Source organism: Glycomyces buryatensis (assembly GCF_004912275.1).
In the GTDB taxonomy this organism is placed as follows: Bacteria; Actinomycetota; Actinomycetes; order Mycobacteriales; family Micromonosporaceae; genus Glycomyces; species Glycomyces buryatensis.
Genome location: NZ_STGY01000083.1, coordinates 70,343 through 91,845 on the forward strand (window position 1 = coordinate 70,343; position 21,503 = coordinate 91,845).

Annotated in this window: 30 protein-coding genes and 1 pseudogene; 16 read left to right on the plus strand and 15 right to left on the minus strand. The window is 69.2% G+C overall.

What is annotated here, in order from left to right; all coding sequences use genetic code 11:
* Positions 1-78: 78 nt before the first annotated feature.
* Both FAB82_RS25120 and FAB82_RS25125 read right to left on the minus strand, forming a co-directional pair.
* Positions 79-576, minus strand: coding sequence for a tetratricopeptide repeat protein (locus FAB82_RS25120; protein WP_136537312.1), 498 nt, complete (start codon positions 574-576; stop codon positions 79-81).
* A 10-nt stretch (positions 577-586) separates the two neighbouring features.
* Positions 587-1,312 carry a helix-turn-helix domain-containing protein gene (locus tag FAB82_RS25125; RefSeq protein WP_136537313.1) on the minus strand — a complete coding sequence of 242 codons (726 nt, stop codon included), beginning with the start codon at positions 1,310-1,312 and terminating at the stop codon, positions 587-589.
* A gap of 40 nt (positions 1,313-1,352) precedes the next feature.
* Here FAB82_RS25125 and FAB82_RS25130 point away from each other — a divergent pair, with 40 nt between their 5' ends.
* Complete coding sequence (locus FAB82_RS25130; RefSeq protein ID WP_136537314.1) at positions 1,353-2,021, plus strand: maleylpyruvate isomerase N-terminal domain-containing protein; 669 nt, start codon at positions 1,353-1,355, stop codon at positions 2,019-2,021.
* On the opposite strand, the gene FAB82_RS25135 is transcribed toward FAB82_RS25130, so the two are convergent.
* Positions 2,018-2,710, minus strand: coding sequence for an HNH endonuclease family protein (locus FAB82_RS25135; RefSeq protein WP_211116850.1), 693 nt, complete (start codon positions 2,708-2,710; stop codon positions 2,018-2,020). The genes FAB82_RS25130 and FAB82_RS25135 overlap by 4 nt on opposite strands.
* Before the next feature lie 235 nt (positions 2,711-2,945).
* On the opposite strand from FAB82_RS25135, the gene FAB82_RS25140 reads away from it, so the two are divergent.
* Both FAB82_RS25140 and FAB82_RS25145 read left to right on the plus strand, forming a co-directional pair.
* Positions 2,946-4,088, plus strand: coding sequence for a beta propeller repeat protein (locus FAB82_RS25140; protein WP_136537315.1), 1,143 nt, complete (start codon positions 2,946-2,948; stop codon positions 4,086-4,088).
* Positions 4,088-4,369, plus strand: coding sequence for a MoaD/ThiS family protein (locus FAB82_RS25145; RefSeq protein ID WP_136537316.1), 282 nt, complete (start codon positions 4,088-4,090; stop codon positions 4,367-4,369). Before FAB82_RS25140 ends, FAB82_RS25145 begins: the two co-directional genes overlap by 1 nt.
* Positions 4,370-4,432: 63 nt before the next feature.
* Here FAB82_RS25145 and FAB82_RS25150 read toward each other — a convergent pair whose 3' ends face one another.
* Complete coding sequence (locus FAB82_RS25150; protein ID WP_136537571.1) at positions 4,433-4,870, minus strand: FKBP-type peptidyl-prolyl cis-trans isomerase; 438 nt, start codon at positions 4,868-4,870, stop codon at positions 4,433-4,435.
* Positions 4,871-5,202: 332 nt separating this feature from the next.
* Here FAB82_RS25150 and FAB82_RS25155 point away from each other — a divergent pair, with 332 nt between their 5' ends.
* Positions 5,203-5,691 carry a MarR family transcriptional regulator gene (locus FAB82_RS25155; RefSeq protein ID WP_136537317.1) on the plus strand — a complete coding sequence of 163 codons (489 nt, stop codon included), beginning with the start codon at positions 5,203-5,205 and terminating at the stop codon, positions 5,689-5,691.
* Here FAB82_RS25155 and FAB82_RS25160 read toward each other — a convergent pair.
* A complete protein-coding gene (locus FAB82_RS25160; RefSeq protein ID WP_136537318.1) occupies positions 5,688-6,350 on the minus strand; it encodes an NAD(P)-dependent oxidoreductase in 663 nt (220 codons plus the stop codon). The genes FAB82_RS25155 and FAB82_RS25160 overlap by 4 nt on opposite strands.
* 73 nt (positions 6,351-6,423) lie before the next feature.
* A complete protein-coding gene (locus FAB82_RS25165) occupies positions 6,424-6,888 on the minus strand; it encodes an Lrp/AsnC family transcriptional regulator (RefSeq protein ID WP_136537319.1) in 465 nt (154 codons plus the stop codon).
* An 80-nt stretch (positions 6,889-6,968) separates the two neighbouring features.
* Between FAB82_RS25165 and FAB82_RS25170 the strand changes: the two genes are divergently transcribed.
* The 6 genes from FAB82_RS25170 to FAB82_RS25195 all read left to right on the plus strand — a co-directional run bounded on the left by FAB82_RS25170 (position 6,969) and on the right by FAB82_RS25195 (position 11,539).
* Positions 6,969-8,300, plus strand: a complete 1,332-nt coding sequence (locus tag FAB82_RS25170) for an APC family permease (protein WP_136537320.1) — start codon at positions 6,969-6,971, stop codon at positions 8,298-8,300.
* Positions 8,297-8,911 carry a rhomboid family intramembrane serine protease gene (locus tag FAB82_RS25175; RefSeq protein ID WP_136537321.1) on the plus strand — a complete coding sequence of 205 codons (615 nt, stop codon included), beginning with the start codon at positions 8,297-8,299 and terminating at the stop codon, positions 8,909-8,911. Before FAB82_RS25170 ends, FAB82_RS25175 begins: the two co-directional genes overlap by 4 nt.
* Before the next feature lie 5 nt (positions 8,912-8,916).
* Positions 8,917-9,141, plus strand: coding sequence for a hypothetical protein (locus tag FAB82_RS25180; RefSeq protein WP_136537322.1), 225 nt, complete (start codon positions 8,917-8,919; stop codon positions 9,139-9,141).
* A gap of 132 nt (positions 9,142-9,273) precedes the next feature.
* A complete protein-coding gene (locus FAB82_RS25185) occupies positions 9,274-9,663 on the plus strand; it encodes a GntR family transcriptional regulator (RefSeq protein ID WP_136537323.1) in 390 nt (129 codons plus the stop codon).
* Complete coding sequence (locus FAB82_RS25190) at positions 9,660-10,553, plus strand: ABC transporter ATP-binding protein (RefSeq protein ID WP_136537324.1); 894 nt, start codon at positions 9,660-9,662, stop codon at positions 10,551-10,553. The genes FAB82_RS25185 and FAB82_RS25190 overlap by 4 nt, the downstream gene beginning before the upstream one ends.
* Positions 10,550-11,539 (plus strand): ABC transporter permease subunit, encoded by a 990-nt coding sequence (locus tag FAB82_RS25195; RefSeq protein WP_136537325.1) that lies wholly within the window; start codon positions 10,550-10,552, stop codon positions 11,537-11,539. The genes FAB82_RS25190 and FAB82_RS25195 overlap by 4 nt, the downstream gene beginning before the upstream one ends.
* 72 nt (positions 11,540-11,611) lie before the next feature.
* On the opposite strand, the gene FAB82_RS25200 is transcribed toward FAB82_RS25195, so the two are convergent.
* Both FAB82_RS25200 and FAB82_RS25205 read right to left on the minus strand, forming a co-directional pair.
* A complete protein-coding gene (locus FAB82_RS25200; RefSeq protein WP_136537326.1) occupies positions 11,612-12,016 on the minus strand; it encodes a VOC family protein in 405 nt (134 codons plus the stop codon).
* A 104-nt stretch (positions 12,017-12,120) separates the two neighbouring features.
* Positions 12,121-12,795 carry a 4'-phosphopantetheinyl transferase family protein gene (locus FAB82_RS25205; RefSeq protein ID WP_136537327.1) on the minus strand — a complete coding sequence of 225 codons (675 nt, stop codon included), beginning with the start codon at positions 12,793-12,795 and terminating at the stop codon, positions 12,121-12,123.
* Positions 12,796-12,862: 67 nt separating this feature from the next.
* Here FAB82_RS25205 and FAB82_RS25210 point away from each other — a divergent pair, with 67 nt between their 5' ends.
* From FAB82_RS25210 to FAB82_RS28215, 3 genes are read left to right on the plus strand one after another with little or no spacing between them, the layout of a single operon-like run.
* On the plus strand, positions 12,863-14,059 hold the full coding sequence (locus tag FAB82_RS25210; RefSeq protein ID WP_211116851.1) for a threonine synthase: 1,197 nt from the start codon (positions 12,863-12,865) through the stop codon (positions 14,057-14,059).
* 34 nt (positions 14,060-14,093) lie between these two features.
* Positions 14,094-14,528 (plus strand): VOC family protein, encoded by a 435-nt coding sequence (locus tag FAB82_RS25215; protein ID WP_136537328.1) that lies wholly within the window; start codon positions 14,094-14,096, stop codon positions 14,526-14,528.
* Positions 14,529-14,560: 32 nt separating this feature from the next.
* Positions 14,561-15,076, plus strand: coding sequence for a cysteine hydrolase family protein (locus FAB82_RS28215; protein ID WP_246039825.1), 516 nt, complete (start codon positions 14,561-14,563; stop codon positions 15,074-15,076).
* 41 nt (positions 15,077-15,117) lie between these two features.
* Here FAB82_RS28215 and FAB82_RS27680 read toward each other — a convergent pair.
* A pseudogene (locus FAB82_RS27680) lies at positions 15,118-15,948 on the minus strand (MFS transporter); the annotation flags it as partial.
* 12 nt (positions 15,949-15,960) lie between these two features.
* Between FAB82_RS27680 and FAB82_RS27320 the strand changes: the two are divergent.
* Together FAB82_RS27320 and FAB82_RS25230 are read left to right on the plus strand one after the other, a co-directional pair.
* Positions 15,961-16,101, plus strand: a complete 141-nt coding sequence (locus tag FAB82_RS27320; protein ID WP_246039826.1) for a hypothetical protein — start codon at positions 15,961-15,963, stop codon at positions 16,099-16,101.
* A gap of 16 nt (positions 16,102-16,117) precedes the next feature.
* Positions 16,118-16,879 (plus strand): NAD(P)-binding domain-containing protein, encoded by a 762-nt coding sequence (locus FAB82_RS25230; protein WP_136537331.1) that lies wholly within the window; start codon positions 16,118-16,120, stop codon positions 16,877-16,879.
* Positions 16,880-16,913: 34 nt separating this feature from the next.
* Here the strand turns inward: FAB82_RS25230 and FAB82_RS25235 are convergent, their stop codons facing one another.
* From FAB82_RS25235 to FAB82_RS25250, 4 genes are all read right to left on the minus strand, one after another.
* Positions 16,914-17,405, minus strand: coding sequence for a GNAT family N-acetyltransferase (locus FAB82_RS25235; protein WP_211116852.1), 492 nt, complete (start codon positions 17,403-17,405; stop codon positions 16,914-16,916).
* Between the two features lie 151 nt (positions 17,406-17,556).
* Positions 17,557-17,982 (minus strand): DUF2089 domain-containing protein, encoded by a 426-nt coding sequence (locus tag FAB82_RS25240; RefSeq protein ID WP_136537332.1) that lies wholly within the window; start codon positions 17,980-17,982, stop codon positions 17,557-17,559.
* A 21-nt stretch (positions 17,983-18,003) separates the two neighbouring features.
* A complete protein-coding gene (locus tag FAB82_RS25245; protein WP_211116853.1) occupies positions 18,004-18,249 on the minus strand; it encodes a hypothetical protein in 246 nt (81 codons plus the stop codon).
* Positions 18,250-18,260: 11 nt separating this feature from the next.
* Positions 18,261-18,623: a DUF2089 domain-containing protein gene (locus tag FAB82_RS25250; protein WP_136537334.1), complete on the minus strand. Its 363-nt coding sequence runs from the start codon at positions 18,621-18,623 to the stop codon at positions 18,261-18,263.
* Between the two features lie 446 nt (positions 18,624-19,069).
* On the opposite strand from FAB82_RS25250, the gene FAB82_RS25255 reads away from it, so the two are divergent.
* Positions 19,070-20,140: a coiled-coil domain-containing protein gene (locus FAB82_RS25255; protein WP_136537335.1), complete on the plus strand. Its 1,071-nt coding sequence runs from the start codon at positions 19,070-19,072 to the stop codon at positions 20,138-20,140.
* A 130-nt stretch (positions 20,141-20,270) separates the two neighbouring features.
* Here the strand turns inward: FAB82_RS25255 and FAB82_RS25260 are convergent, their stop codons facing one another.
* Both FAB82_RS25260 and FAB82_RS25265 read right to left on the minus strand, forming a co-directional pair.
* Positions 20,271-20,849 carry a DinB family protein gene (locus FAB82_RS25260; RefSeq protein WP_136537336.1) on the minus strand — a complete coding sequence of 193 codons (579 nt, stop codon included), beginning with the start codon at positions 20,847-20,849 and terminating at the stop codon, positions 20,271-20,273.
* Between the two features lie 33 nt (positions 20,850-20,882).
* A complete protein-coding gene (locus tag FAB82_RS25265; RefSeq protein WP_136537337.1) occupies positions 20,883-21,467 on the minus strand; it encodes a helix-turn-helix domain-containing protein in 585 nt (194 codons plus the stop codon).
* Between the last annotated feature and the right edge of the window lie 36 nt (positions 21,468-21,503).

Sequence of the window (21,503 nt, forward strand, 5' to 3'; positions counted from 1 at the left end):
CCGGTCCCCGCCCAGATACGCTTCGGGCCGGCGCTGCCCGGCCGCGCGCGAGACGCCGATCCGCGCCGCGACCCTCGGCTAGAGCGGTTCCCGGCCGATGAGGCCACGCGCGTAGTTGACCGTCGAACGCTGATAACGCGGCAGATGCGGCGCCAAAGCGACCAACGCGACCGACAGGCCCTCCCGCTCGCGCCCCAGCTTCGCCAACGTCAGCGCCTCACACATCGCCAAAGCATCGTCGTACGCATCCGACCCGTTCGCCCGCTCGACACCCAGCATCGCCAAAGCCCGCTCAGGATGCCCGGTCTCACGCAGCGACGAGGCCATCTGAATCACCACCCGGCGGCGCCGCACCCCGTCGAGCCCGGCCGCGATCGCCCGCTCGTAGTAACCGACGGCCTGTTCGGTGAAACCGGTCGAATCGTGCGCGCCCCCGATCTCGAACAGCGCCACCGGATCATCCGGGCCGCGCTCGGCGGCCAACTCCTTCATCGCGGCCACGAATTCCTCGCGCCCCATGGCATCCAGCCGCGCCCACAGCGCATCAAGACGCGCTTGCCAATCCGCATCAGTCACAGAGGCGAACCTATCTCGCCGAAATGCCGTCGGGGAGTGCGCCCAGACCCGCCAGCAACTCCAAGCGCTCCGAGGCCGACAGCACCCGGTAGGCGGTTGCGTCAAGGCGGTCGGTCTCCGCCTCGACCCGGTCCCGCACCGGCCCCGGGCCGAGTCCGACGACCTCGCCGGCACTCAATCCGGCCGCGCGCCAAGCCGCCCGGTGCGCGTCCGCGCGATGATGGCGAAGCGCCCCCAACTGCGAGGCCAGCACCGCCGCCGGGCCGGCATCGTCCGCGGCGAATACCGGCGTGAGACCCGAGAACGCCGGACCGCCGCTGCCCTGGCCCGCTTCCAGGACCCGGGCGGTCAAAGCGGACAACCGCTCCAGGCCGCCCAGACCCGGCATGGTCTCGATCGGCCGCGCACCCCACAGCCGCTCGGCCCCGGCGCCGACCGCCTCATCGACCGCCAGCGCCAATTGCCGGCCCGGCGCCGTCAATTGCCAAACGCCATCAACGAGTTCGGCGATACCGCGGGCGAGCTCAGCTTCAGTGTCGAAGCCGCTGTAGGTCTTCCACGCCGCGACCGCCTCGGCCGGCACCGGATGGTCCAGCAGCGCGTAATAGCAATTGACCTCGATGCCCGGATTCAGGCCCCGCTGCTCGTACAGCGCCCGAACCCGCGCGTGCGACGCGCCTCGCAGCCCGACGTACACCCGGTCGATAACCGGCCGGATCACTCCCGCGAATTCCACCGGAGGCTCCTCTCACCTTGTGGACCAATAGGATGCGTTCATGGTCGCATCCCGTTCACTGGCCGCCCTCGCCGACGAGTCCGGCCGTCTGGCCGCCGCCCTGCCCGCACTCACCGTGGCCCAGTGGGCCGCCCCCACCCGGTGCGAGCCGTGGGACTGCGCGGCGCTGCTGGCCCACACCAGCCAGGCCGTCGAACGGCTCTTCGCGATGCTCGACGCCGAGCCACCGGCCGAGGCCACCGTGGACGCCGCGGGGTACTACCGGCCCGACGAGCGCTTCGCGCCCGAGATCGACCGCGTCCGCGTCGAAGGTTCGATGCGCGAGGGCCGCATCGGCGGGCCCGCGCTGGCCGCCCGCTTCAACGAGATGTGGCCCGAGGCGGTCCGGCGATGCGAGGCCGAGGGGCCGGGGCGGCTCGTGACGACCCGCCACGGCGACCCGATGACCCTCGAGGACTTCCTGACTACGCGCGTGGTCGAAGTGGCCGTCCACGGCATGGACCTGGCCGACGCGGCCGGTATCGAACGCTGGACGGGTCCGGCCGCGGCCGAGGTGGTCACCGATCTCCTGCTGCCGGTTGGCGGGCTTGACCGGCTCGGCTGGGACGGGGTCGGTTTCATCGCCAAGGCCACCGGGCGCGACGCGCTCACCGGGGGCGAACGCGAGCAGGTCCAAGCGGCCGGCATCACCTGGCTGACCCTCGGCTAACACGCTGCGGCGTACTCCAGCAGCGCCGCCTGCTCGGCCTCGTCGACGCTGAGGTCCCATTCGGTCTTGACCTGGGTCCACGCCCAGATATAGGCGCACCAGACCGTTTCGTCGGTCGGCATCCAATCGGCCGGGTCCTTATCGGACTTCGACCGGTTCGAGGAGGCGGTGACCGCGACCAGATGCCACGGCTGCTCCAGCGAATTGGCGTACGCCTGGCGGTCCTCGGTGGTCCAGTCGCCCGCGCCCGAACCCCAGGCCTCCTTGAGCGGCACGAAGTGGTCGATGTCCAGATCCCCGGATTCGGTGACGGTCTCGCCGTCGTACATCGACATCCATTCGCCGCTCATGGTCTCGCCGCAGTCGCCCGCGGTGAGGTTCCCGGACAGGTCCTGGGCGACCAGGACGTCATCGCGGGCGTCGCAGCCGTTGTCGTCATCGTCCCTCCAGTGGGGGAACAGCGACCGGTCATAGCCCGCATCGGCCTCTTCGGCGACGGTGAGGGCCTCGATTTGGGCCGCCAGGTCGGCGCCGTCGATCTCGGTGACGAACGGCGGCATATCCGTCGTCGCCATCCCGTCCGAGGACGGCGGCGACTCCTCGGCCCCCAGTCCTCCGGGTGCCTTGCAAGCGGCCAAGGGCAATAGGCAGGCCAAGGCGAGCACACTGGCGCGAACAACGGAGCGCATAAGCAGGGGTCCTAACTGACCGGGGAGGCGACCGGGACGCGGGCGTACACCCCGGATGGGGGCAACGTAACACACTCGTGTCGGGGCGGGAAGGTCCAAAACCGGCGGGGTGACGCACCTGAGCGGCCGGAAAAACTTCGGCACCGCCTGGCCCATCGCCTGGAAATCGTCACACCCCGGGTCCACCATGAGAAGGACCGAACTATCCGCGATCCAGGCAAGGAGGCCCGGAGCAATGGGTTATCTCGTCCTCATCGGCACACGCAAAGGCCTGTTCACCGCCACCAGCGACAACCGCACCGACTGGGAGGTGAAGGGCCCGGTCATTCTCGACAAGGACGGATTCACCGCCGTCGCCGAGATCTACTCGGTCGCCGCCGACGCCGCCACCGGCCGCATCCTCATCGGCGCCGACACGTTCTTCGGCCCCTCCATCTGGCGCTCAGGCGACTACGCCCGGACCTGGTCCGAACCCGAGAAAGCCCCGATGGCCTTCCCCCAGGACCTGCCCTACCGGCCGCTGGACTTCTCCGAGGCCGCCGGGATCGACCAGCCCGAATCCGACCAGAACAACACCGTCAAACGCATCTGGCAGCTGGCCTTCGGGCCAGGCGAGCGGGTGTGGGCCGGAGTCGAACCCACCAGCCTGTGGGTCAGCGACGACGGCGGCCAGACCTTCGCCTTCAACCAGCCCCTATGGGACCACCCCGAGCACACCACTTGGGCCTCCGGCGCCGGCGGACCCGCCGTCCACACCATCGTCCCCGACCCGGCCGACCCCGAGGCGCTCACCATCGCCATCTCCTCGGGCGGGATCTACCAGACCGACGACGACGGCCAGAGCTGGACGGGCATCACCAAGGGCATCACCGCCGACTACAGCCCCGAGGACGCCCCCGAATCCGGGCAGTGCATCCACAAGGTCACTCGCGGCACCGACAGCACCCTGTTCGTCCAGAGCCACGGACCGGCCTACCGCTCCACCCGCCCCGACGGCGGCTGGACCAATATCTCCGGTGACCTGCCGACGAACTTCGGCTTCGCGATGATCGCCCACCCGACCCTGGACGGCAACGTCATCGCCTGGCCGTGCACCGAATCGATGGAACGCACCCCGCCAGGCCGCCAGGTCGGACCCTGGCGCACCACCGACTCCGGCGAGACGTGGAACGCCTGGACCGACGGCCTGCCCACCGACCCCTACTTCGGCGGGGTCCTGCGCGACGGCGCCTGCACCGACGCCGCCGCCGACCCCGGCTGGTACTTCGGCACCCGCTGCGGCGACATCTGGACCGCCACCGACTCCGGCGGCACCTGGAACAGCATCGCCGCGCACCTGCCCGACGTGCTGTGCGTCCGAGCGATCGAGACCCCGTAATGGACACCGAGATTAAGATCCCCGCCGCGCTCGCCAGCGAATGCGGCGGTGCCCGCAAAGTCACCGTCCACACCGGGCCCGAACCGGACCTCGCGGCCCTCCTCGACGCACTCGCGGCCGACTACCCGCGCCTGGGGCGGCGCCTGCGGGACGAGGCCGGACAGCTGCGGCGCTACGTCAATATCTTCCTCGACGACGAGGAATGCCGCCGCGTCGGCGGATTGACCGCACCCACCACCGGCCGCATCGTCCAGATCCTGCCCTCCATCGCCGGAGGCTGACCTCGAGCGACAAAAAGGGGCGCCCCGCCAACCAGGCAAGGCGCCCAACAAAAACTGCCGCGGCTACGACTGGCCGTTGACCGCCAGGACGTCCACGACGAACACCAGCGTCTCGTTCGGGGCGATCACGCCGCCGGCGCCGGCCGAACCGTAACCGAGGGCCGGCGGGATCACCAGCAGCCGCCGGTCGCCCACGTGCGCGCCCAGCAGGCCGTCGTTCCAGCCCTGGATCACCGGCGCCGACCCCAGCGGGGTCACGTCGAACGGCTGCGCGCCCCGATCCCACGAAGCGTCGAACCCGGCTCCAGTCGACCACGACCAGCCCGCGTACTGCACGCTCACCGCGTCGCCGGCCTTCGCCTCGGTGCCCTCACCGTCGACCACATTCTGAGCGAACAGCTCAGCGGGCGGGTCGCAATCGGGGACCTTCACCGCGGGCTTGAGGGCCGTATCGGTCGACACTTCGACCTCGCAGCCCTCGCTGATCTCCACTGCCGTCATTTCCAGCTCCGTTTCAGTTTCAGCCTCGGCGCTCGCACCGGCGCTCTCGGACTCGGACTCGGTCTCATCGGCGGCTCCGGCATCGGCGCCGGTGCCGCACCCGGCCAGCGCGCCCGCCGCAAAGCAGGCCGCGACCAACGGGGTCCACACTCGTCTCATCAAACGGCTCTCAGCCACCGAGGGAACCTACCACCTCAGGGGGTGGCTGGTGGTGCCGGAAGGTCTGGCTCCGGCCCCACCCGGCACCACCAGCCACCCCTAGCCCGCGCGCCGTCCGGCCCGGGGCCGGACGGCCTATGCTGGTTCGGGCCGATCGCAGGGGAGCAGCCAGAATGAACGAGATTGCCGACGGGAACGACGCGGCGACCAGGCGGGGCCTGGGTGTGCGGGTCACCGGTCGCCTGCGCGAGTTGACCGTGCAGTTGTCGCTGCTCAACCACCAGGTCGCCGCCCGCGCCGGCATTCAGGACGTTGATCTGGACTGCCTCGACATCGTCTCCCGTGAAGGGCCTCTGACGCCGAGTGCGTTGGCGCGCAAGGCGGGGCTCCACCCGGCCACCACCACCGGCGTCATCGACCGGCTGGAGAAGGCCGGGTGGGTGCGGCGCGAGCGGGTGCCGACCGACCGGCGGGCCGTCCACATCACGTTCATACCCGATCGGGCCGGGGAGATCCTCGGCCTCTATGCCCCGATGGCCACCGCCATCGGCGAGATCTGCCAGGACTACAGCCCGGCCGAGCTCGAGGCGATCGGCTCGTTCCTGGAGCGGGCGACCGGGGCCGGCCTGGAGGCGACGGCGATCGTCTCCGAACGAGGCTAGTTCGCCACGCCCAGCACCCGGCGGCTCGATGCCGGGTCGGCCAGGGCCGCCAGCATCGCATGGGCGACGTCGGCGCGGGCGATCTTGATGCCGCCGCGGGGCATGGCGCCCTCGACGGTCCGGTAGGCGCCGGTGGCGGGCTTGTCGGTCAGCTGCGGCGGACGCACGATCGTCCAATCCAGTCCCGAGTCCATGATCAGGTCCTCCATGGCCGCCAGGTCCTCATAGTGCTCGCGCAGGACACGTTTGACGATCGCCATTCCGAGTTTGTCGAGGGCGCTGGCGTTCGGCTCCGTTCTCGGCTTGTCCGGCCGGGCGGGGGAGGGAAAAGTGCCGATCGGGGCGGCCGACAGGGCGACCAGTCGCGCGCAACCGGTGGCCTGCATCGCCTCGATGAGGGCGCCGGTGCCGCGGGTGGCGACGCCGGCCTCGGCCTTGGAGGTGGCCCCGAGCGCCGAGACGACCGCGTCGGCCCCGGCCAGTGCCTCGGCCAGAGCGGCCGGGTCCGGGTTCGACAGGTCGGCCTGGACCGCGGGGGTTCCGGCGGGGAGTTTGCCCGGACTGCGCACGAGCGCGGTGACGTCGTGTCCGGCCGAGAGCGCCCCGGAGAGTACGAGCCTGCCGGTCGCGCCGGTGGCGGCGGCGATGGTGAGTTTCATGGTGTGCTCCTCGCAAAAGTGGTACGAGAATCATAACATCGGGGATTCGTATTAAGGTTGGTCGCGATGTCGGCTACGACACCTCGGGCAGCTGATCGAGGACTCGGTTGTGCACCCGCTGGAAGATCAGCGACGTCTCGAACCGGTCCACCTCCGGGCGCGTGGCCAGCCGGTCGACCAGGAATGCGTGCAGGCGTTCGGGACTCTGCACCGCCACGTGCAGCACGATGTCGCCGTCACCGGAGACCACGAACAGCGTCAGCACCTCCGGCCATGACGAGACCGTCCCCTTGAGGGCCTCATAGGAGGGCCGCGAGTGCTTGCGCAGCCGCACCGTCACCAGCGCCTGCACCTCGCGCCGCAGCGCGTCCAGATCCACATCGGCGTGGAAGCCCCGGATCACCCCGTGTTTGCGCAGCAGCCGCACCCGCTCCAAACAGGTCGAGGGCGCCACGCCGATCCGGCGGGCCAGCTCCCGGTTCGACAACCGCGCATCCGACTGCAACAAACGTACGATCGCCGCATCAAGTTCGTCCATGCACCGATTATGAACCAAATATCGATCGAACGTTCGGCGGGTGCCCTGGAGTGCCGACCGCATGCTTAAGCTTTCGAGCTATGGACACGCAAACGGCCGCTCCCTCCCGCGGCAGACTCGGCATCGGCCGCGGCACCGCACTCTACCTCGGTGCGATCCTCGGACCAGGCGTCCTCGTCCTCCCACAACTGGCCTCCGCCGCCGCCGGCCCCGCCTCCCTCCTCGCCTGGATCGGCCTGCTCCTGCTGTCGATCCCCGTCGCCATCACCCTCGCCTCCCTCGCCGCCCGCCACCCCGACGCCGGCGGCGTCGCCACCTTCACCCGCCTCGCCTTCGGACCCGACGCCGCGGCCATCGTCGGCTGGTGGTTCTACGCGGTCATCCCCATCGGCGCCGTCGCCGCCTCCTTCATCGGCACCGAATACCTCGCCGGCATCGTCGAGATGGACCGAACCGCCTCACTGGCCTGCGCCGCCGCCTTTATCGCCATCGCCTTCGCCACCAACCACGCCGGCCTGCGCCTCTCCGGCGGCGCCCAACTGATCCTCATGGGACTCCTCCTGGCACTCCTGGCCGCCGCCATCGCCACCGCCCTGCCCCACCTCCAATGGGCCAACTTCACCCCCTTCGCCCCCCACGGCGCCGCCGGCGTCCTCTCGGCCGCCGCCGTCCTCTTCTTCGCCTTCGCCGGATGGGAAGCCGCCACCCACCTGGCCGGCGAATTCACTGACCCCGCCCGCCAACTCCACCGCGTCACCGCCCTCGCCCTCATCATCGTCACCGCCGTCTACCTCGGCCTCGCCACCGCCACCACCGGCGTCCTCGGCCCAGCCGCCGCACGTTCCCCGGTCCCGCTCACCGACCTCCTCGCCTACGGCTTCGGCTCCGCCGCCGCCCCCATCACCGCCATCGTCGCCACCGTCCTCACCCTGGGCGCCATGAACACCTTCATGGCCGGCGCCTCCCGCCTGGGCGCCGCCCTCGCCCGCGACGGCGCCATGCCCCGCCCCCTGGCCAAAGGCGGCAGCCCCGGCGCCGTACCCCACCGCAGCCTCGCCGTCCTCGCCACACTCTCGGCTACGTCCTTCGCCGCCACCCTCTACTGGGACCTCGACCTCGACCAGACCATGCGCGCCACCTCCGCCTGCCTCGCCGCCGTCACCGTCCTCGCCTGCGCCAGCGCCATCAAACTCCTCCACGGCAACGCCGCCAAAACCACCGCGATCATCGCCACCGCCTTCACCGGAATCGTCCTCATCGGACTCGGGCCCTACCTGCTCGTGCCCGCCATCGTCGGCGCCATCGCCCTCGCATATCTGCGCACCCGCGGGCCTGGCAGACGCGAGCCGGCCCCCGCTACCCTTCAAGGAGGCACCACCGACACACCTCCGGCGATCCAAGGAGCCCCATGACCACCGGCCCCGCCCCCCGCACCCACCCACTGCGGCGCGCGCTGGCCCTGTGGGGCGCCGTCATCGCCGCGATGTGGCTGCTCTTGATCGCCGACTGGATGATCCCGGCGCAATTGACGCAGTGGGGCATCACCCCGCGCGAGAGTTCGGGGATCCTCCCGGGGTTCATCGCCGCGCCGTTCCTGCACGCCGGCACCGAGCACCTCGTGTCCAACATGGTGCCGCTCGCCGTCATGGGCATCATCGCCGCGCTGCGGGACTGGCGGTCGTTCTGGATCGCCTTGGGCGCCATCGTCATCGTCTCAGACCTCGGCGTCTGGTTCATCTCGCCGGCCGGATCGGTCACCGTCGGCGCCTCCGGCGTCGTCTTCGGGCTCTTCGGCTACCTGCTGGGCCGCGGCATCTTCCACCGCAGGCTCGGCGACCTGCTCATCGCCGTCGCCTTGATCCTCGTCTACGGGTCGATGGTGTGGGGCATCTTCCCCAGCCAGCCCCACATCTCCTGGCAGGGCCACATGTTCGGCTTCATCGGCGGCGCCGGTGCCGCCTACGCCCTGCGCGGCACCAGGAACACCTCGAAGGCGAACGTCCCCGCGCAGGCGGGCCAGTAGCGGACATGGGCGCCGCGAACGGATTCGCCTACCGCCACCGCAGCGACGGCACGGTCGTCATCACCCACCGCGGCAAGGCCGCCGCCACCCTCCGCGGCGGGCGGGCCGAGAAGTTCCTCGCCGAGATCGCGGCCGGAGACGATCAACTGGTCATGGCCCGGTGGACCGGCGCCTACAAGTTCGGCAATGAACGCGCCGCCAGAAACCACCCCAGAAACCAGGGCCGCTAACGGCCCAGACCGAGAAGGCCAGGCGAGACGAGCTGTCTCACCTGGCCTTTCGCCTTGCCTCGCACCAGGTGCTTGACAAAGGCCATCCACAAAGCGCTATAGTGCTAACATCCTAGTGAAATAGAGTTACCGGTGATCGACTTCTACCTCGAACCACGCTCGGGCGTCGCCCCCTACATGCAACTGGTCCACCAAGTCCAACAGGCACTGCGGCTCGGCATGCTCACCACCGGGGACCAGCTCCCCACCGTCAAGCAGGTCGTCGCCAAGATCGCCATCAACCCCAACACCGTCCTCAAGGCCTACCGCGAACTCGAACGCCAGGGCCTCGTCGCACCCAAACCCGGCCGCGGCACCTTCGTCACCGCCACGCTCGCCGGCGAAGACCTCACCGCGCAAGCAGCGCTCGCCGGCGAACTCGCCGCCTGGATCACCAAGGCCCGCGGCGCCGGACTCGACGACGAGGCCATCGAAGCGGTCTTCACCACCACACTCCGAAAGGCACAGCAGGAGCAGCCATGAACACCCCAGTCCTGACCGCGCACGCGCTGACCAAGCGCTACGGCACACATCCGGCCCTCACCGAGGCCACACTCGACATCCCCGCCGGCCGCATCGTCGGCCTCGTCGGCCCCAACGGCGCCGGTAAATCCACCCTCCTGGCCCTCGCCGCCGGACTCATCCGACCCACCAGCGGCCACATCGAAGTTCTCGGCCGCAAACCCGCCGCCGACGCGGAGCAACTCGCCAGGGTCGGCTTCGTCGCCCAGGACACCCCCGTCTACGCCGGCCTGTCCGTCGCCGACCACCTGAAACTGGGGGAGCACCTCAACCCCACCTGGGACAAGCAGTTCGCCGCAGACCGCATCAAGCAGATCGGCCTCGACCCCGCCAAGCAGGCCGGCCGCCTCTCCGGCGGCCAGAGAGCCCAACTCGCCCTCACCATCGCCGCCGCCAAACGCCCCGAACTGCTCATCTTCGACGAACCCGTCGCCGCGCTCGACCCCTTGGCCCGCAGAGCCTTCCTCCAGAACCTCATGGAATTCGTCGCCGAGATCGACGTCTCCGTGATCTTGTCCTCGCACCTCATCTCGGACGTCGAACGCGTCTGCGACCACCTGATCATCCTGGCCGAATCCCGCGTTCAAGTCGCCGGCGAGATCGACGACCTCACCGCAGGCCACTATCGCCTCGTCGCACCCCGCGGCACCCTCACCGACCTCCCCGACGGCGTCGACCTCATCGCCGCCGACCACACCGACCGCCAGACCACCCTCATCGTCCACAACACCAACCCCACCCCCCTGGCGATCTCCGGAGCCGAACCCATCGGCCTCGAAGACATGGTCCTCACCTACCTCCACCGCGCCGAAGGCACCACCGCCCCGACTCTCGAGGAGACCCGCGCATGATCTGGCTGACCTGGCGCCAAATGCGCGCCCAAACCCTGTGGACCGCAGGCCTTGTCGCCGCCGTCGCCGCCTACCTCCTCTACCTCGGCACCGACATCCGAGGCGCCTACCGCACCGACATCACCGACTGCACCGCCAGGTGCGACGACGCCGCGCACGCCTTCGGCGACCAGTTCGGCTCCAGCCTGCTCATGATCGGCCTGCTCCTGCTCGCCGGACCCGCCCTCATCGGCGCCTTCTGGGGCGCGCCCCTCATCACCCGCGAACTCGAAAACGGCACCCACCGCCTCGTATGGAACCAATCGGTCACCCGAAAACGCTGGCTCGCAGTGAAACTGGTGGTAGTCGGGGGAGTGGCCGTCCTGTTCACCGGCGTGCTCAGCCTGCTGCTGACCTGGGCTGCCAGCCCCTACGACAAGCTCATCGACAGCCGCTTCGAACCGCTCACGTTCGCGGCGAGGGACCTCGCCCCGTTCGGATACGCCCTCCTGGCCTTCACCCTCGGCCTCGTGGTCGGCGTGCTCGCCCGCAAGACCCTGGTGGCCATGGCCGTGACGCTCCTGGTGTTCGTCGCCTTCCAGCTCCTGATGGCGAACGTACTCCGGCCGCACTTCGCCGAGCCCGTCACCGAGACCATCGCGTGGGCCGATGCCAACACCGTCGGCCAGATCGACTCGTTCGGCACCGGACCGCAAGGCACCGGCATCCAGGAGTACGACATCTCCGGCGCTTGGGTGATGTCCGACTACATCGTCGTCCACAAAGGCGACGGCACCGAATTCACGGAGACCGACCTCGACGCCTGCGACGTCCAAGGCGACAATCCTGACGACTGCATGATCGCGCATGACGCAACGTTCGACGTCACCTACCAGCCCGCCGACCGCTACTGGACCTTCCAACGGATCGAACTCGCCACCGCCGTCGGCCTCGCAGCCCTGCTCGCCGGGATCGCGTTCTGGCGCATCCCCCGCGGCCTGAACTGACCGGCACCACAAAGGAAACCCACAACGGCGGGCGAGGCCGAGAGGCCTCGCCCGCCGCGACGTCCAAGTAGCTCACGTGCCGCTGATGTTCACCATCCACGCGATGCCGAACCGGTCGGTCAGCATGCCGAACTCGTCGCCCCACATCTGCTTCTCCAGCGGCATCACAACGTTCCCGCCCGCACTCAGGCCGCCGAAGTACCCGCGCAGCCGGTCCACGTCCTCGCCGCTGAGACTGATCGAGATGTTCTGACCGGGGTTGTACGGCATCCCCGGAGGCGTGTCCGAAGCCATGATCGTGTAGCCCGCGTCCGTCGCCAGCAGGGCGTGCATGATCTGGTCCGCCGGTGCGTCGGGCATCGCGGACTCGCCGTACGTGTTGATCTCCAGCTTGCCGCCGAACACGCTCTGATAGAACTCCATCGCCTCCCGCGCGTTGCCGCTGAACGACACGTACGGATTGAGGATCGACCCCATCACAGACTCCTTTCATCGTCGAATGGATTCACCGCCATCGTCGCAGGGACCACCGGCACAATCAGCGAAATCGCGCCCAGGCCCGTGCCACAATCCACCCGGCCCTATTCGAGCAGGTGAAGTGCCCCGGCAGAACCGTCAGGGACCACCAGATCGACCGTGCCGGCGCCCGGCACCGGCCCGATACCGACATGCACCGTCGCCGGATCGAGCGCCAAACCCGTACCGAGCGCCTTCAGCCGCGCCTCCTTGCGCACCCACGCCCGAGCGAACGCCTCCGGCCGCTCGGCCCGAGCCAGCGCAGCGAGATCGGCCCCTTCGGCACCGTCGAGGCAGCCGAGCAGGTCGCCCATCACCGCGAAATCGGGGACCGGTTCGACATCGACGCCCACCGGCGCGGCCGCGAAGGCGGCCAGGGCATAGCCGCCCCCGTGCGAGAGCGAGAAATGCAGCCGCGGATCGCTCTTGACCGCGGGACGCCCGTGCGGGCCCCCGCACAGCGGACACGACTCCCTGTAGAACCCCAGCGCCTGCGGCCCAGTGCCCAGATAGGAGGACAGGAGGAGCCGGAGCATGACGTGGGCGGCCTCGTACCGGGACCGGTCGGCGCCGCGGACGAACGAGGCGGCCCTCGACCGCTCGACCGCTCCGAGCACCGCGGTATCGCCAGGGGCGGCCCGGGCGTCGGCGATGAACACATCGACCCGACCCTCCCCCGGGTACGGGAGCGCGCCGGCCGCCCTGCCGTCGAATGGCACCGGAATCTGCTTGCCGCCCATGGCCACAACCTATCGAAGGCCGCTGGCGGCGTCCACTCAAGACGGGCCGGCGGTGTAGGTTCGGGACATGACCGACGTTGTGTCCCTTGCCGAAGCGCAACGATCCCTGGGCGATGAGTCGCTGCGGTTCCCCTTGTGGCCGCCGATGCTCGAAGGCTGCCCCGAAACCAGCACCGGCGAGGTCGCCTATCCGATCGAAGTGGACTACGACTACGACCGGCTCGAACCCGGGTTCCTCGACGGGCGGGGCGACGGCGGCCTGGACCGGTGGGCGTCCCTGCTGCCGCCGCTGCATGCGCCCGGCCTCGGCGAAGGCCGCACCCCGCTGGTGCCGATCGGTCGGGACGTGTACATCAAGGACGAGTCGCAGAACCCGACCTGGAGCCACAAGGACCGCCTCAACCGCTGCGCCGCCAGCGCCGCCGTCGGTGCCGGAGCCCGCGGCATCGCCGTGTCCTCGTCGGGCAACCACGGCGCCTCGGCCGCCGCCTACGCCGCCCGCGCCGGACTCGACTGCATCGTCCTCACCGCCACCGACACCCCTCCCGCCGTCCTGGAGTTCATGGGCGCCTACGGGGCACACGTGTTCGCCGCGCCCGACCACGCCCGCAGGCCGCTCCTGCGGGCCATCGTCGAGCACACCGGATTCCACCCCGTCTCCAGCACCACGGTCACCCACACCGGGCACCCCTTCGGCGTCGAGGGCTACAAGACCATCGCCTACGAGATCGCCGCCGACATCGGAGCGCCCGCCGCGGTGTACATGCCCACCGGCTACGGCGAGCTCCTCTTCGGCGTCTGGAAGGGCTTCACCGAACTGCACCGCCTCGGACTGACCGACCGCGTCCCCGAACTCGTCGCCTGCGAACCGGCCGCCGCCGGACCCTTGACCGCCGCCATCGAACAGGGCCTGCCGGCCGCCCGGGTCCAGCCTGGGCCGTCGGACGCCTACGCCATCACCTGCGCCGTCGGCGGCTACCGCGCCACCCTCGCCGCCACCAGCGCCGGCCGCTCCATGCGCGTGAGCGACAAACAGATGCGCGCCGCCCAAGACCAGCTGCGGCGCCAAGGCCTGTGGGTCGAACTCTCCGCCGCGGCGGGACTGGCCGGACTCAACGCCGGCGCCGCCCCCGGCGGCCCCGTCGTCTGCATCTCCACCTCCTCGGGCTTCAAAGACCGACCCGCCGGGCCGAGACCCGGCGGCGCCACCGAAGACACCTGGGAGGGGCTCCAGCAACGACTCGTCCAAGCCGGAGTGATCTGACCGGGGTGTCACAGTCGCGGCGTACCGTCACGACATGGCAGCCACCATCGATCTGACCTTGGACTGCGCCGACGCCCAGCGCCTCGCCGCGTTCTGGAAGACCGCCCTGGGCTACATCGACGAACCCCCGCCCGCGCCCTTCAAGACCCGCGAGGAATGGCTGGCCCAGTTCGAGCCGGCCGAGGACGAATCCGACGATGACGGCGCCTGGCTGTGCGACCCAGGCGGCGTCGGGCCGCGCCTGTCCATCCTCAAGGTCCCCGAACCCAAGACGGTGAAGAACCGCCTCCACATCGACATTCGAGTGCCGGTCGACGGCAGCCGTGCACGTCAATGGGCTCAGCTCAAGGCCGAAGCCGAACGCCTCGTGGCGGCGGGCGGGACAATCCTGGAGGAGTTCGAGGGCCACCACCTGCTCATGGCCGACCCCGAAGGCAACGAGTTCTGCATCGCCAAGACCGCGACGTGAGGGCCCATATCGCCTAGGGCACCATGGAAACCATGCAACTGGACACCCCCAGCACCGCGCTGCTCCTGATCGACCTCATGCCCCGCATCATCGCCCGCGACACCCACCCCAGGACCGGCACCGAAGTCCTCGGGGCATGCCTGGCGCTGGCCGGGGCCGCCCGTCGCGCCGGGGGCCTGGTGGTGTGGGTCAGGGTCGAGCGGCCCGGCGTCGACCAGCAGCCGCCCGGCAGCGACCTGGCCGCCGAATGCGACCCGGGGCCCGGCAAGCCGGTAGTCGTCAAGCGGGCCTGGAACGCCTTTCACGAGACCGAACTGCGCGAGACCCTGGTGGAGCGGGGAATCGAGACGGTCGTGGTCGCCGGGCTCGTCACGACCTTCGGCGTCGAGTCGGCCGCCCAATGCGCCTCAGACTACGGCTACCGGGTGGTGCTGCCGACCGACGCGATGGCGGCCCTCAGCGCCGAGGCGCACACCTTCGCCGAGGACCTCGTGTTCGGGTCCATCGGGACGGTGTGCGCCTCGGGCGACCTGACCTGGGCCTTATGAGCCGGTGGTGGCCTTTGTCGGTAGGTCGGTCTGACCACGCCGGACAGGAACGCGCCGATCAATGCCCCGGAGTTGGCGATGCCGAGGACGACGCCGAGGGTGCCGGCGCCGGCGTGGAGTTGTTCGACAACGAGCCAGGGGATGACGACGCGGATCATGCCGACCGTGGCGTTGAACAGCGCGAAACTGACCGTGAGCGAGACGAGTACCCCGTCGCTGCGGAACAGGTTGAACACGGGTTTCCACCCGAAGCTCTCGCGCAGGCTCATGCTGGTGTTGCCCTCGGGGGCGGCCAGCGGCGCCTTGATCGCGATGACGCAGCCGGCGAAGGCGAGATAGGTGAGGGCGTCGAGCAGCAGGACCGTCGGCGCATCGAAAAGTCCGATGAGGACACCACCGATGGCGGGGCCGGCCATGCCCGCCGCGCCGTAGGCGATCGACTCCAACGCGGTCGCCGAACGCAGCGCCCGCTTCTCGACCAGTTCGGGGACGAGCGTCGGCACCACCGCGAGCGGCACGATCTTGAGCAGGCCGTATTTGACGGCTGCGACGTACAGGTGCCACAGGGCCAGCTCACCGGCGAACGCGATCAACGGGATCGCGCCGATGATCGCGGCCCGCAGCAGTGAGTCGGCCACCAGCATGAAACGGCGGGACAGGCGGTCCATGAGCGGCCCGATGATGGTGCCGCCGATGAGGATCGGCAGCGTGTAGCACACGGCCATGATGGCGACCGAGCCCGCGTCGCCAATGGTGATGGCCAGCCAGGCCAGCGCGGTCCAGGTGGCACCGTCGCCGATGAGGCTGATCACCGAACCGGACCACAGTAGCTCGCCGCCGCGCGCCGCCTCCCCGAAGTCGTCGACCTCCAAATCGACGTCGCCGTGGGGGACAAGGTCGCGCAGTACCGGTCATCGAGAGACCGGGTCGCCTCGATCATCCTGCGCGCCGGCGACATCGAAGTCCTCGCCCAAGCCGAGAAGACGGTCGCCAGTACGCTCCGCATCAAGACAGCACCGGCGTAGACAAGGAGCAGACACCATGAAGCGCATCGGCATCATCGGAGTGGGCGAGATCGGCCGCGCCATCGTCATGGGCCTGCGCGACGGGGGAGACGAGACACCGGAAGTGTTCCTTTCACCGCGAGGAGCCAGCACGGCCGCCGAGCTCTCCTCGCGCTACGAGGACGTGCGAGTCTGCGCCGATAACCAGGAGGTCGTGGACCGCTCCGAGATCGTGATCATCGCCGTACGCCGCGGCGACCGCCGCGACGCATTGGCCGGCCTGCGGGTGGACGGCGACAAGCTGGTGATCAACGTGATGGCCGGCGTCGCCAATGCCGAGCTGCGCCAGATCCTCGCCACCGATGTCCCGCTGGTGCGGGCCATCCCGCTGCCCTCCGTTCGCGAGCGCCGCTCCGTGACGGTGACGTTCCCGTCCCACCCGGAGTCGGACGCGCTGTTCGACTACCTGGGCGGGGCGCTCCCGATCGCCGACGAGGCCTCCTTCAACGTCTTCTCGACCTTGACGGGGACGCTGACCACCCACTACTCGTATCTCGCGGCGCTCACGTCATGGGCCGCAGGCAAAGGCATCCCCGAGGCCGACGCCGACCGCTACATCCGCGGGCTCTTCCAGGGCGTCGGCCGCGCCCTCGGCGACGAGGCCCGCTCCCTCAACCAACTCGCCGCCGACCACGAGACCCCGAACGGAAACAACGAACGCATCCGCACCACCTGGTTCGGCCCGTCCAATGTCGAAGCTCTGAACCGGGCCCTTGACGACCTCCTCGCCGACCTGTGAGACGCAGGGGCACTCACCGTGAGCCGCTTCGGCTTCAGGTCGAACCCGCCGAACCGCTTCGGGACGCACCGGCGAGGTCGAACCGCATGATGGGCAGCGACCTGCCGGGGATCGACGCACTGGGGATCGCGCCGGTGCGGACCGCGCCGTTCCCCGCGTAGAACGGCTCCGCATTCGGGTCCGCGTCGAGCGTGACCGCCTCGGCTCCGAACGCCTCGGCCGCGGCCAGCGCGTGTTCGAGCAGGGCCTTGCCCACGCCGGTGCCGATGGCGTCCGGGTCGACGAACAGCGATTCGAGCTTGCTGACCGGGACGAGCGCGACCAGACGGTAGAAGCCCAGCACCCGCTGCGCCCGTTCGGCGACGACGAGGCCTCCCGAGGCGCACACCTGCGGCGAGTAGGTCAGTTCCGCCCGGACCGAGTCGAGGAATTCCTGGCTGTAACCCCAATACCCCTTGGACCGCAACGCCAAGGCCGAAATACTCGGCGCCTCATCTGCCCGGCCGGGACGAAACGTGATCTCCACGGAGAGAACGCTACCCGCCGGGCCGCGGCTTCGAAATCGGATTCGGTCCCGATGCGAGGCCGCCAGCGCACCAGTCTCGATTCCCGCAAGCTAAGGGAGGCCCGGAGCGTCGACCACCCATGACGGTCGACGCTCCGGAGTGACGGGGGAGTTATTCGCAGAAGACCCGGATGGAGGTGTCGGCATCGTCGATATCCACAATGACCTCGTCAAGGTGGTCGATGAGCTCCTCGAGCTGCTGCGGCTTGAGCTCGTTGAGGTCGATCGGGAATCCCGACTTGTCCAGCTCCTCGTTGGCCAGGGTGATCGCCCGCGGGGGGATGAGGCTGGTGAGCCGGACCCCGGCTCGCAGCAGCTGCAGGGGGACCTGGACATTGATCCGGTCCTGGCCACCGCTGCCGTCGGCCGAGTTCAGCACGACGCGCAGGTACTTCGGCTTGGCCTTCGAACGGGCGCCGATTCCCAGCGAGGACTCGGGCTGTTCGCGCTCGACGGCATTGATCAGCCGCTCGGCCTCGTCGGCGGTGATCTTGCCTTCGGCCAGCATTTCCAGAATCTGGCGGCGTTGCTCACTCATGGCTTCTGTTTCCTCTCCGATTTACCTGATGCGGACGTGCAGGGCCGTGCGGCCCTCTTCGAACTCGAACCGCGTGCCCGGCAGCGCCCACAGCACCCGCCCGATGCCGCGCAGCGCACCCAGCGGGCGCACGTCGAACATGAAGCAAGCGACCACCCCGCCCACTACCGCGAGCAGCAGCAACGGCGACAGCAGCAGCGCCACCGGCACGACGGGGATGAACAACCGCCGCCACCGCCCGTCGGCCCGGCGCCGACGGACTGTCACCAGCTGCGGAATCATCGGAGCCGCTCCAATTCGGCCAGTGCCTCTTCGGCGGAGATCTCGCCCAGCCGCAGACGGTCGACGACATCGGCGTTGGTGGGCGGCGGGTCGGTGTCGACGAAGTCGAGGACCTCGGCGATGCGGTTCAAGCGGGACTTGATCGTCGGATAGCTGACCCCGAAGATCCGCTCCATGTCCTTGATCGAACCGTGCGCCAAGACGAATGCGGAAACGAACACCTGGTCGTCGACGCTGAGCTGAAACAGTTGCGGCGGCTCGAACTGACCCTCGACCGCGACACCGCTGTCGACGAGGCGGACCCGCTCGACCACGAACTCCCGCCCCTGCGTCAGGTCCGTCAGATCCTGCCAATCCATGCTCGGCTCCTTCATGCTCGACAACGTTCCCGTCTTTCAGTTGTATCTTAAGATTCTTAAGTTTACAACGACCAAACCTTAATTTTCTTAATATCGACTTCAATATTCGCACGCCGTGCACCCTATAGTTCGCGATCAGACACAAACCGGCCAGGTCCGGCGGCGGCCACACTCATCGGTCGGGCCGGCCGCGCCATCTCGTCCGAACGCGGCCCGGCATCCGCAGCGACACCAGAACGCCCCGATCGGCCAAGAGGCGCACGGCGGCGTGCCACTCGGCCGATCCGCGATTTGGGCACCCGTCGACCCCACAACCCGAGAACGCCCAAATAATACATAACTTGCGGGAACGGCACTTCTCGTGAGTTATGTATAGGCGTAGAGCGAAGTTGTTTTTCTAGTTTTTAAATATTAAAAACGGAAATAAATAATGGTAGGGTGTGCCCGTGACAAAAACAGTGACGTTGTGCAAGCGGTGCGGGAACCCGATCCCTCAGCAGGCCGGCCGGGGGCGCCCGCGGCTGTACTGCGCGGAAGGCGATTGCGCCGCTCAAGCGAAACGGCAGCGCGAGCTGCGCCGGGCCACCCCAGGACTCGAAGGCGCGCTCGCACGCGCCGAGGAGCTGTACGAGCAGATCGACCAGTCCATGACAGCCGCCCTGGCGCCGCTCGCCGAGGCGCTCCGGGCCGAGACCGATCCGGCCCAGGTCGAGGCACGCCTGGCCGAAGTCCGCTCAGAAGCCGCCGGCGCGGTCGCCGCCGCCAGGGCCGAACGCAACGAGGTGACCGGCCGGTCCGAATCACTCGCGGAGGAACTGGCCGCGGCGCGAATCGAGATCGAACGGCTCGCCTCCTCGGCCGAGGAGGCGCAGGTCCGTGCCAAGGAGGCCGTGACGGCTCGGGTGGCGGCGGTCAAGGCCGCCGAGCAGACCAGGGCCGAGGCCGACGCGCAGATATTGTCCGCGCGCGAGGAAGTCGAAGCGGCCACGGCCGCACGGGAAGACGCTGAAGCGTCGGCACAGGCCGCGCTCGGCGAGGCGAAGACCGCACGCGAGGACAGCGACGCGGCCCGCAATGCGCAGGCCGCCGCCGACGAGGCGGCCACCGCCGCACGCGGCGAGGCCGACCGGGCCCGGGCCCGGGCCGAGCAGATCGCCACCGAAGCCGAGGCCGCCGTCCGCGCCGGCCAGGAGGCACTCGCCAGGGCCGATGCCCGTGCCGCGGCGCTGGCCGGTGAGCGTGACGCTGAGCGCTCCCGGGTGGAAACGCTCCTCGGTGACCTTGCCATTGCTCGCAGGGACGCCGAAAAGGCCGTCGGTGAAGCCGAAGCCGCCCGACAGGCGTTGGCGGCCAGCGCCGACCAGGTTTCGGCGCTGGCATCCGATCAGCGCGTCCTTGAGTCGAAATTGGAGGCCGCCAGCACGGACGTCCAGGGGTTGCGCGGTGAGGTGGAGTCGTGGCGCCGGCGAGCTCTGGCGGCCGAGGTGCGTTTGGAGCGGCCGACCGAGGCGGATTAGTGCTGCTACTCCCCCGCGCTGGCGAGGGAGGTTTGTCCTGTTTGGTGACTTGGGCCTCGGTGGGGTTCGCTGCCGGGGCCCGTTTTGGTGCGGGTCGGTCGCGGCCGCTGCGGGCTGGGTGCCTTGTGGGTTAGCGGAAGCTGTTGGCGGTGGCTTCGAGTTTGGTTCGGTAGTCGGTCCACCATTGCTGGTCGGCCGGTGGCAGGTTGTCGTTGCCCCTGGCCATGCCGACGTCGCCGTCGATGGTTTCGCGCACGATGTCGGCGTGGCCGGCGTGGCGGTGGGTTTCGGCGATGGTGTGGATGAGGATCCGGTGGAGGGTGACGGTCCGGCTTTCGGGTCTCCACCAGGGGACGGTGCCGGTCGCTTCGAGGTCGAGGGCGGCGATGGTGGCGTCGGAGTTGGCCCAGACGCCGTGGTAGACGTCGGTGATGAACTCGGTGGACTCGTCGGCGGTGGCCCACATGTCGGTGTTGTCTTCGGCTTCTTCGTAGGTCCAGGGCAGGTCGGCCATGGGGCGGTCGAAGACGGTGCCGAGGTATTCGCATTCGGTCCAGGCGACGTGTTTGACCAGGCCGAGGAGGTTGGTGCCGGTGGGGGTGAGGGGCCTGCGTCGGTCGTATTCGGACAGGCCGTCGAGTTTCCACAGCAGGGCGTCGCGGCCTTCTTGGAGGTAGCGCTGGAGGGTGTCCTTGGGTACGTTGGTCATGGGGGCGAGTGTGTCATGCGGGTGTGACGGGAGTCAGGTGGTTTTGGGTCGGGCTTTGACGTGGATCTTCTCCCCCTGGGGGCCGAAGATGGCGAGGAATTCGACGGGTTCGGTGCCGGGGTTGGAGAAGCCGTGTGGGACGCGGGTGTCGAATTCGGCGGCTTCGCCGGGGCCGAGGGTGAGGTCGTGGGATCCGAGGGCGAGGCGCAGTTTCCCGGAGAGGATGTAGAGCCATTCGTAGCCTTCGTGGGTGCGCTGTGCGGGTTTGTCGGGGCCGTCGGGTGGGCGGATCTGTTTGTAGGCCTGGAGTCCGGCGAAGCCTTGGGTGAGTGGGATGAAGGTCTGGCCGTGGCGTTGGAATGGGCGCATGTGGACTCTGGGGTCGCCGGTGGTGGGGGCGCCGACGAGGTCGTCGAGTTGGACGCGGTGGGCGGCGGCGATCGGGAGGAGAAGTTCGAGGGTGGGTTTGCGTTTGCCCGATTCGAGGCGGGAGAGGGTGGACAGGGAGATGCCGGTGGTCTCGGCCAGTTCGGTGAGGGTGGTCCCCTGCCTGCGGCGGAGGTCTTTGAGCCGGGCGCCGACGCCGGTGAGGACCGAGTCGAGCTCATTGTCGTCCATGGATCCAATATTGCCATATCGGCAAGAAATTTGCTC

Excerpts from the sequence above, each read along its gene's own strand:
- FAB82_RS25265 (WP_136537337.1), bottom strand. The coding sequence starts at position 21,467 with ATGGACGACAATGAGCTCGACTCGGTCCTCACCGGCGTCGGCGCCCGG.
- FAB82_RS25165 (WP_136537319.1), bottom strand. The coding sequence starts at position 6,888 with ATGGACGAACTTGATGCGGCGATCGTACGTTTGTTGCAGTCGGATGCG.
- FAB82_RS25205 (WP_136537327.1), bottom strand. The coding sequence starts at position 12,795 with ATGGGCGGCAAGCAGATTCCGGTGCCATTCGACGGCAGGGCGGCCGGC.
- FAB82_RS28215 (WP_246039825.1), top strand. The coding sequence starts at position 14,561 with ATGCAACTGGACACCCCCAGCACCGCGCTGCTCCTGATCGACCTCATG.
- FAB82_RS25240 (WP_136537332.1), bottom strand. The coding sequence starts at position 17,982 with ATGAGTGAGCAACGCCGCCAGATTCTGGAAATGCTGGCCGAAGGCAAG.
- FAB82_RS25200 (WP_136537326.1), bottom strand. The coding sequence starts at position 12,016 with ATGGGGTCGATCCTCAATCCGTACGTGTCGTTCAGCGGCAACGCGCGG.
- FAB82_RS25230 (WP_136537331.1), top strand. The coding sequence starts at position 16,118 with ATGAAGCGCATCGGCATCATCGGAGTGGGCGAGATCGGCCGCGCCATC.
- FAB82_RS25170 (WP_136537320.1), top strand. The coding sequence starts at position 6,969 with ATGGACACGCAAACGGCCGCTCCCTCCCGCGGCAGACTCGGCATCGGC.
- FAB82_RS25175 (WP_136537321.1), top strand. The coding sequence starts at position 8,297 with ATGACCACCGGCCCCGCCCCCCGCACCCACCCACTGCGGCGCGCGCTG.
- FAB82_RS25160 (WP_136537318.1), bottom strand. The coding sequence starts at position 6,350 with ATGAAACTCACCATCGCCGCCGCCACCGGCGCGACCGGCAGGCTCGTA.
- FAB82_RS25210 (WP_211116851.1), top strand. The coding sequence starts at position 12,863 with ATGACCGACGTTGTGTCCCTTGCCGAAGCGCAACGATCCCTGGGCGAT.
- FAB82_RS25140 (WP_136537315.1), top strand. The coding sequence starts at position 2,946 with ATGGGTTATCTCGTCCTCATCGGCACACGCAAAGGCCTGTTCACCGCC.
- FAB82_RS25135 (WP_211116850.1), bottom strand. The coding sequence starts at position 2,710 with ATGCGCTCCGTTGTTCGCGCCAGTGTGCTCGCCTTGGCCTGCCTATTG.
- FAB82_RS25250 (WP_136537334.1), bottom strand. The coding sequence starts at position 18,623 with ATGGATTGGCAGGATCTGACGGACCTGACGCAGGGGCGGGAGTTCGTG.
- FAB82_RS25190 (WP_136537324.1), top strand. The coding sequence starts at position 9,660 with ATGAACACCCCAGTCCTGACCGCGCACGCGCTGACCAAGCGCTACGGC.
- FAB82_RS25155 (WP_136537317.1), top strand. The coding sequence starts at position 5,203 with ATGAACGAGATTGCCGACGGGAACGACGCGGCGACCAGGCGGGGCCTG.
- FAB82_RS25130 (WP_136537314.1), top strand. The coding sequence starts at position 1,353 with ATGGTCGCATCCCGTTCACTGGCCGCCCTCGCCGACGAGTCCGGCCGT.
- FAB82_RS25180 (WP_136537322.1), top strand. The coding sequence starts at position 8,917 with ATGGGCGCCGCGAACGGATTCGCCTACCGCCACCGCAGCGACGGCACG.
- FAB82_RS25260 (WP_136537336.1), bottom strand. The coding sequence starts at position 20,849 with ATGACCAACGTACCCAAGGACACCCTCCAGCGCTACCTCCAAGAAGGC.
- FAB82_RS25150 (WP_136537571.1), bottom strand. The coding sequence starts at position 4,870 with ATGACGGCAGTGGAGATCAGCGAGGGCTGCGAGGTCGAAGTGTCGACC.
- FAB82_RS25145 (WP_136537316.1), top strand. The coding sequence starts at position 4,088 with ATGGACACCGAGATTAAGATCCCCGCCGCGCTCGCCAGCGAATGCGGC.
- FAB82_RS25215 (WP_136537328.1), top strand. The coding sequence starts at position 14,094 with ATGGCAGCCACCATCGATCTGACCTTGGACTGCGCCGACGCCCAGCGC.
- FAB82_RS25195 (WP_136537325.1), top strand. The coding sequence starts at position 10,550 with ATGATCTGGCTGACCTGGCGCCAAATGCGCGCCCAAACCCTGTGGACC.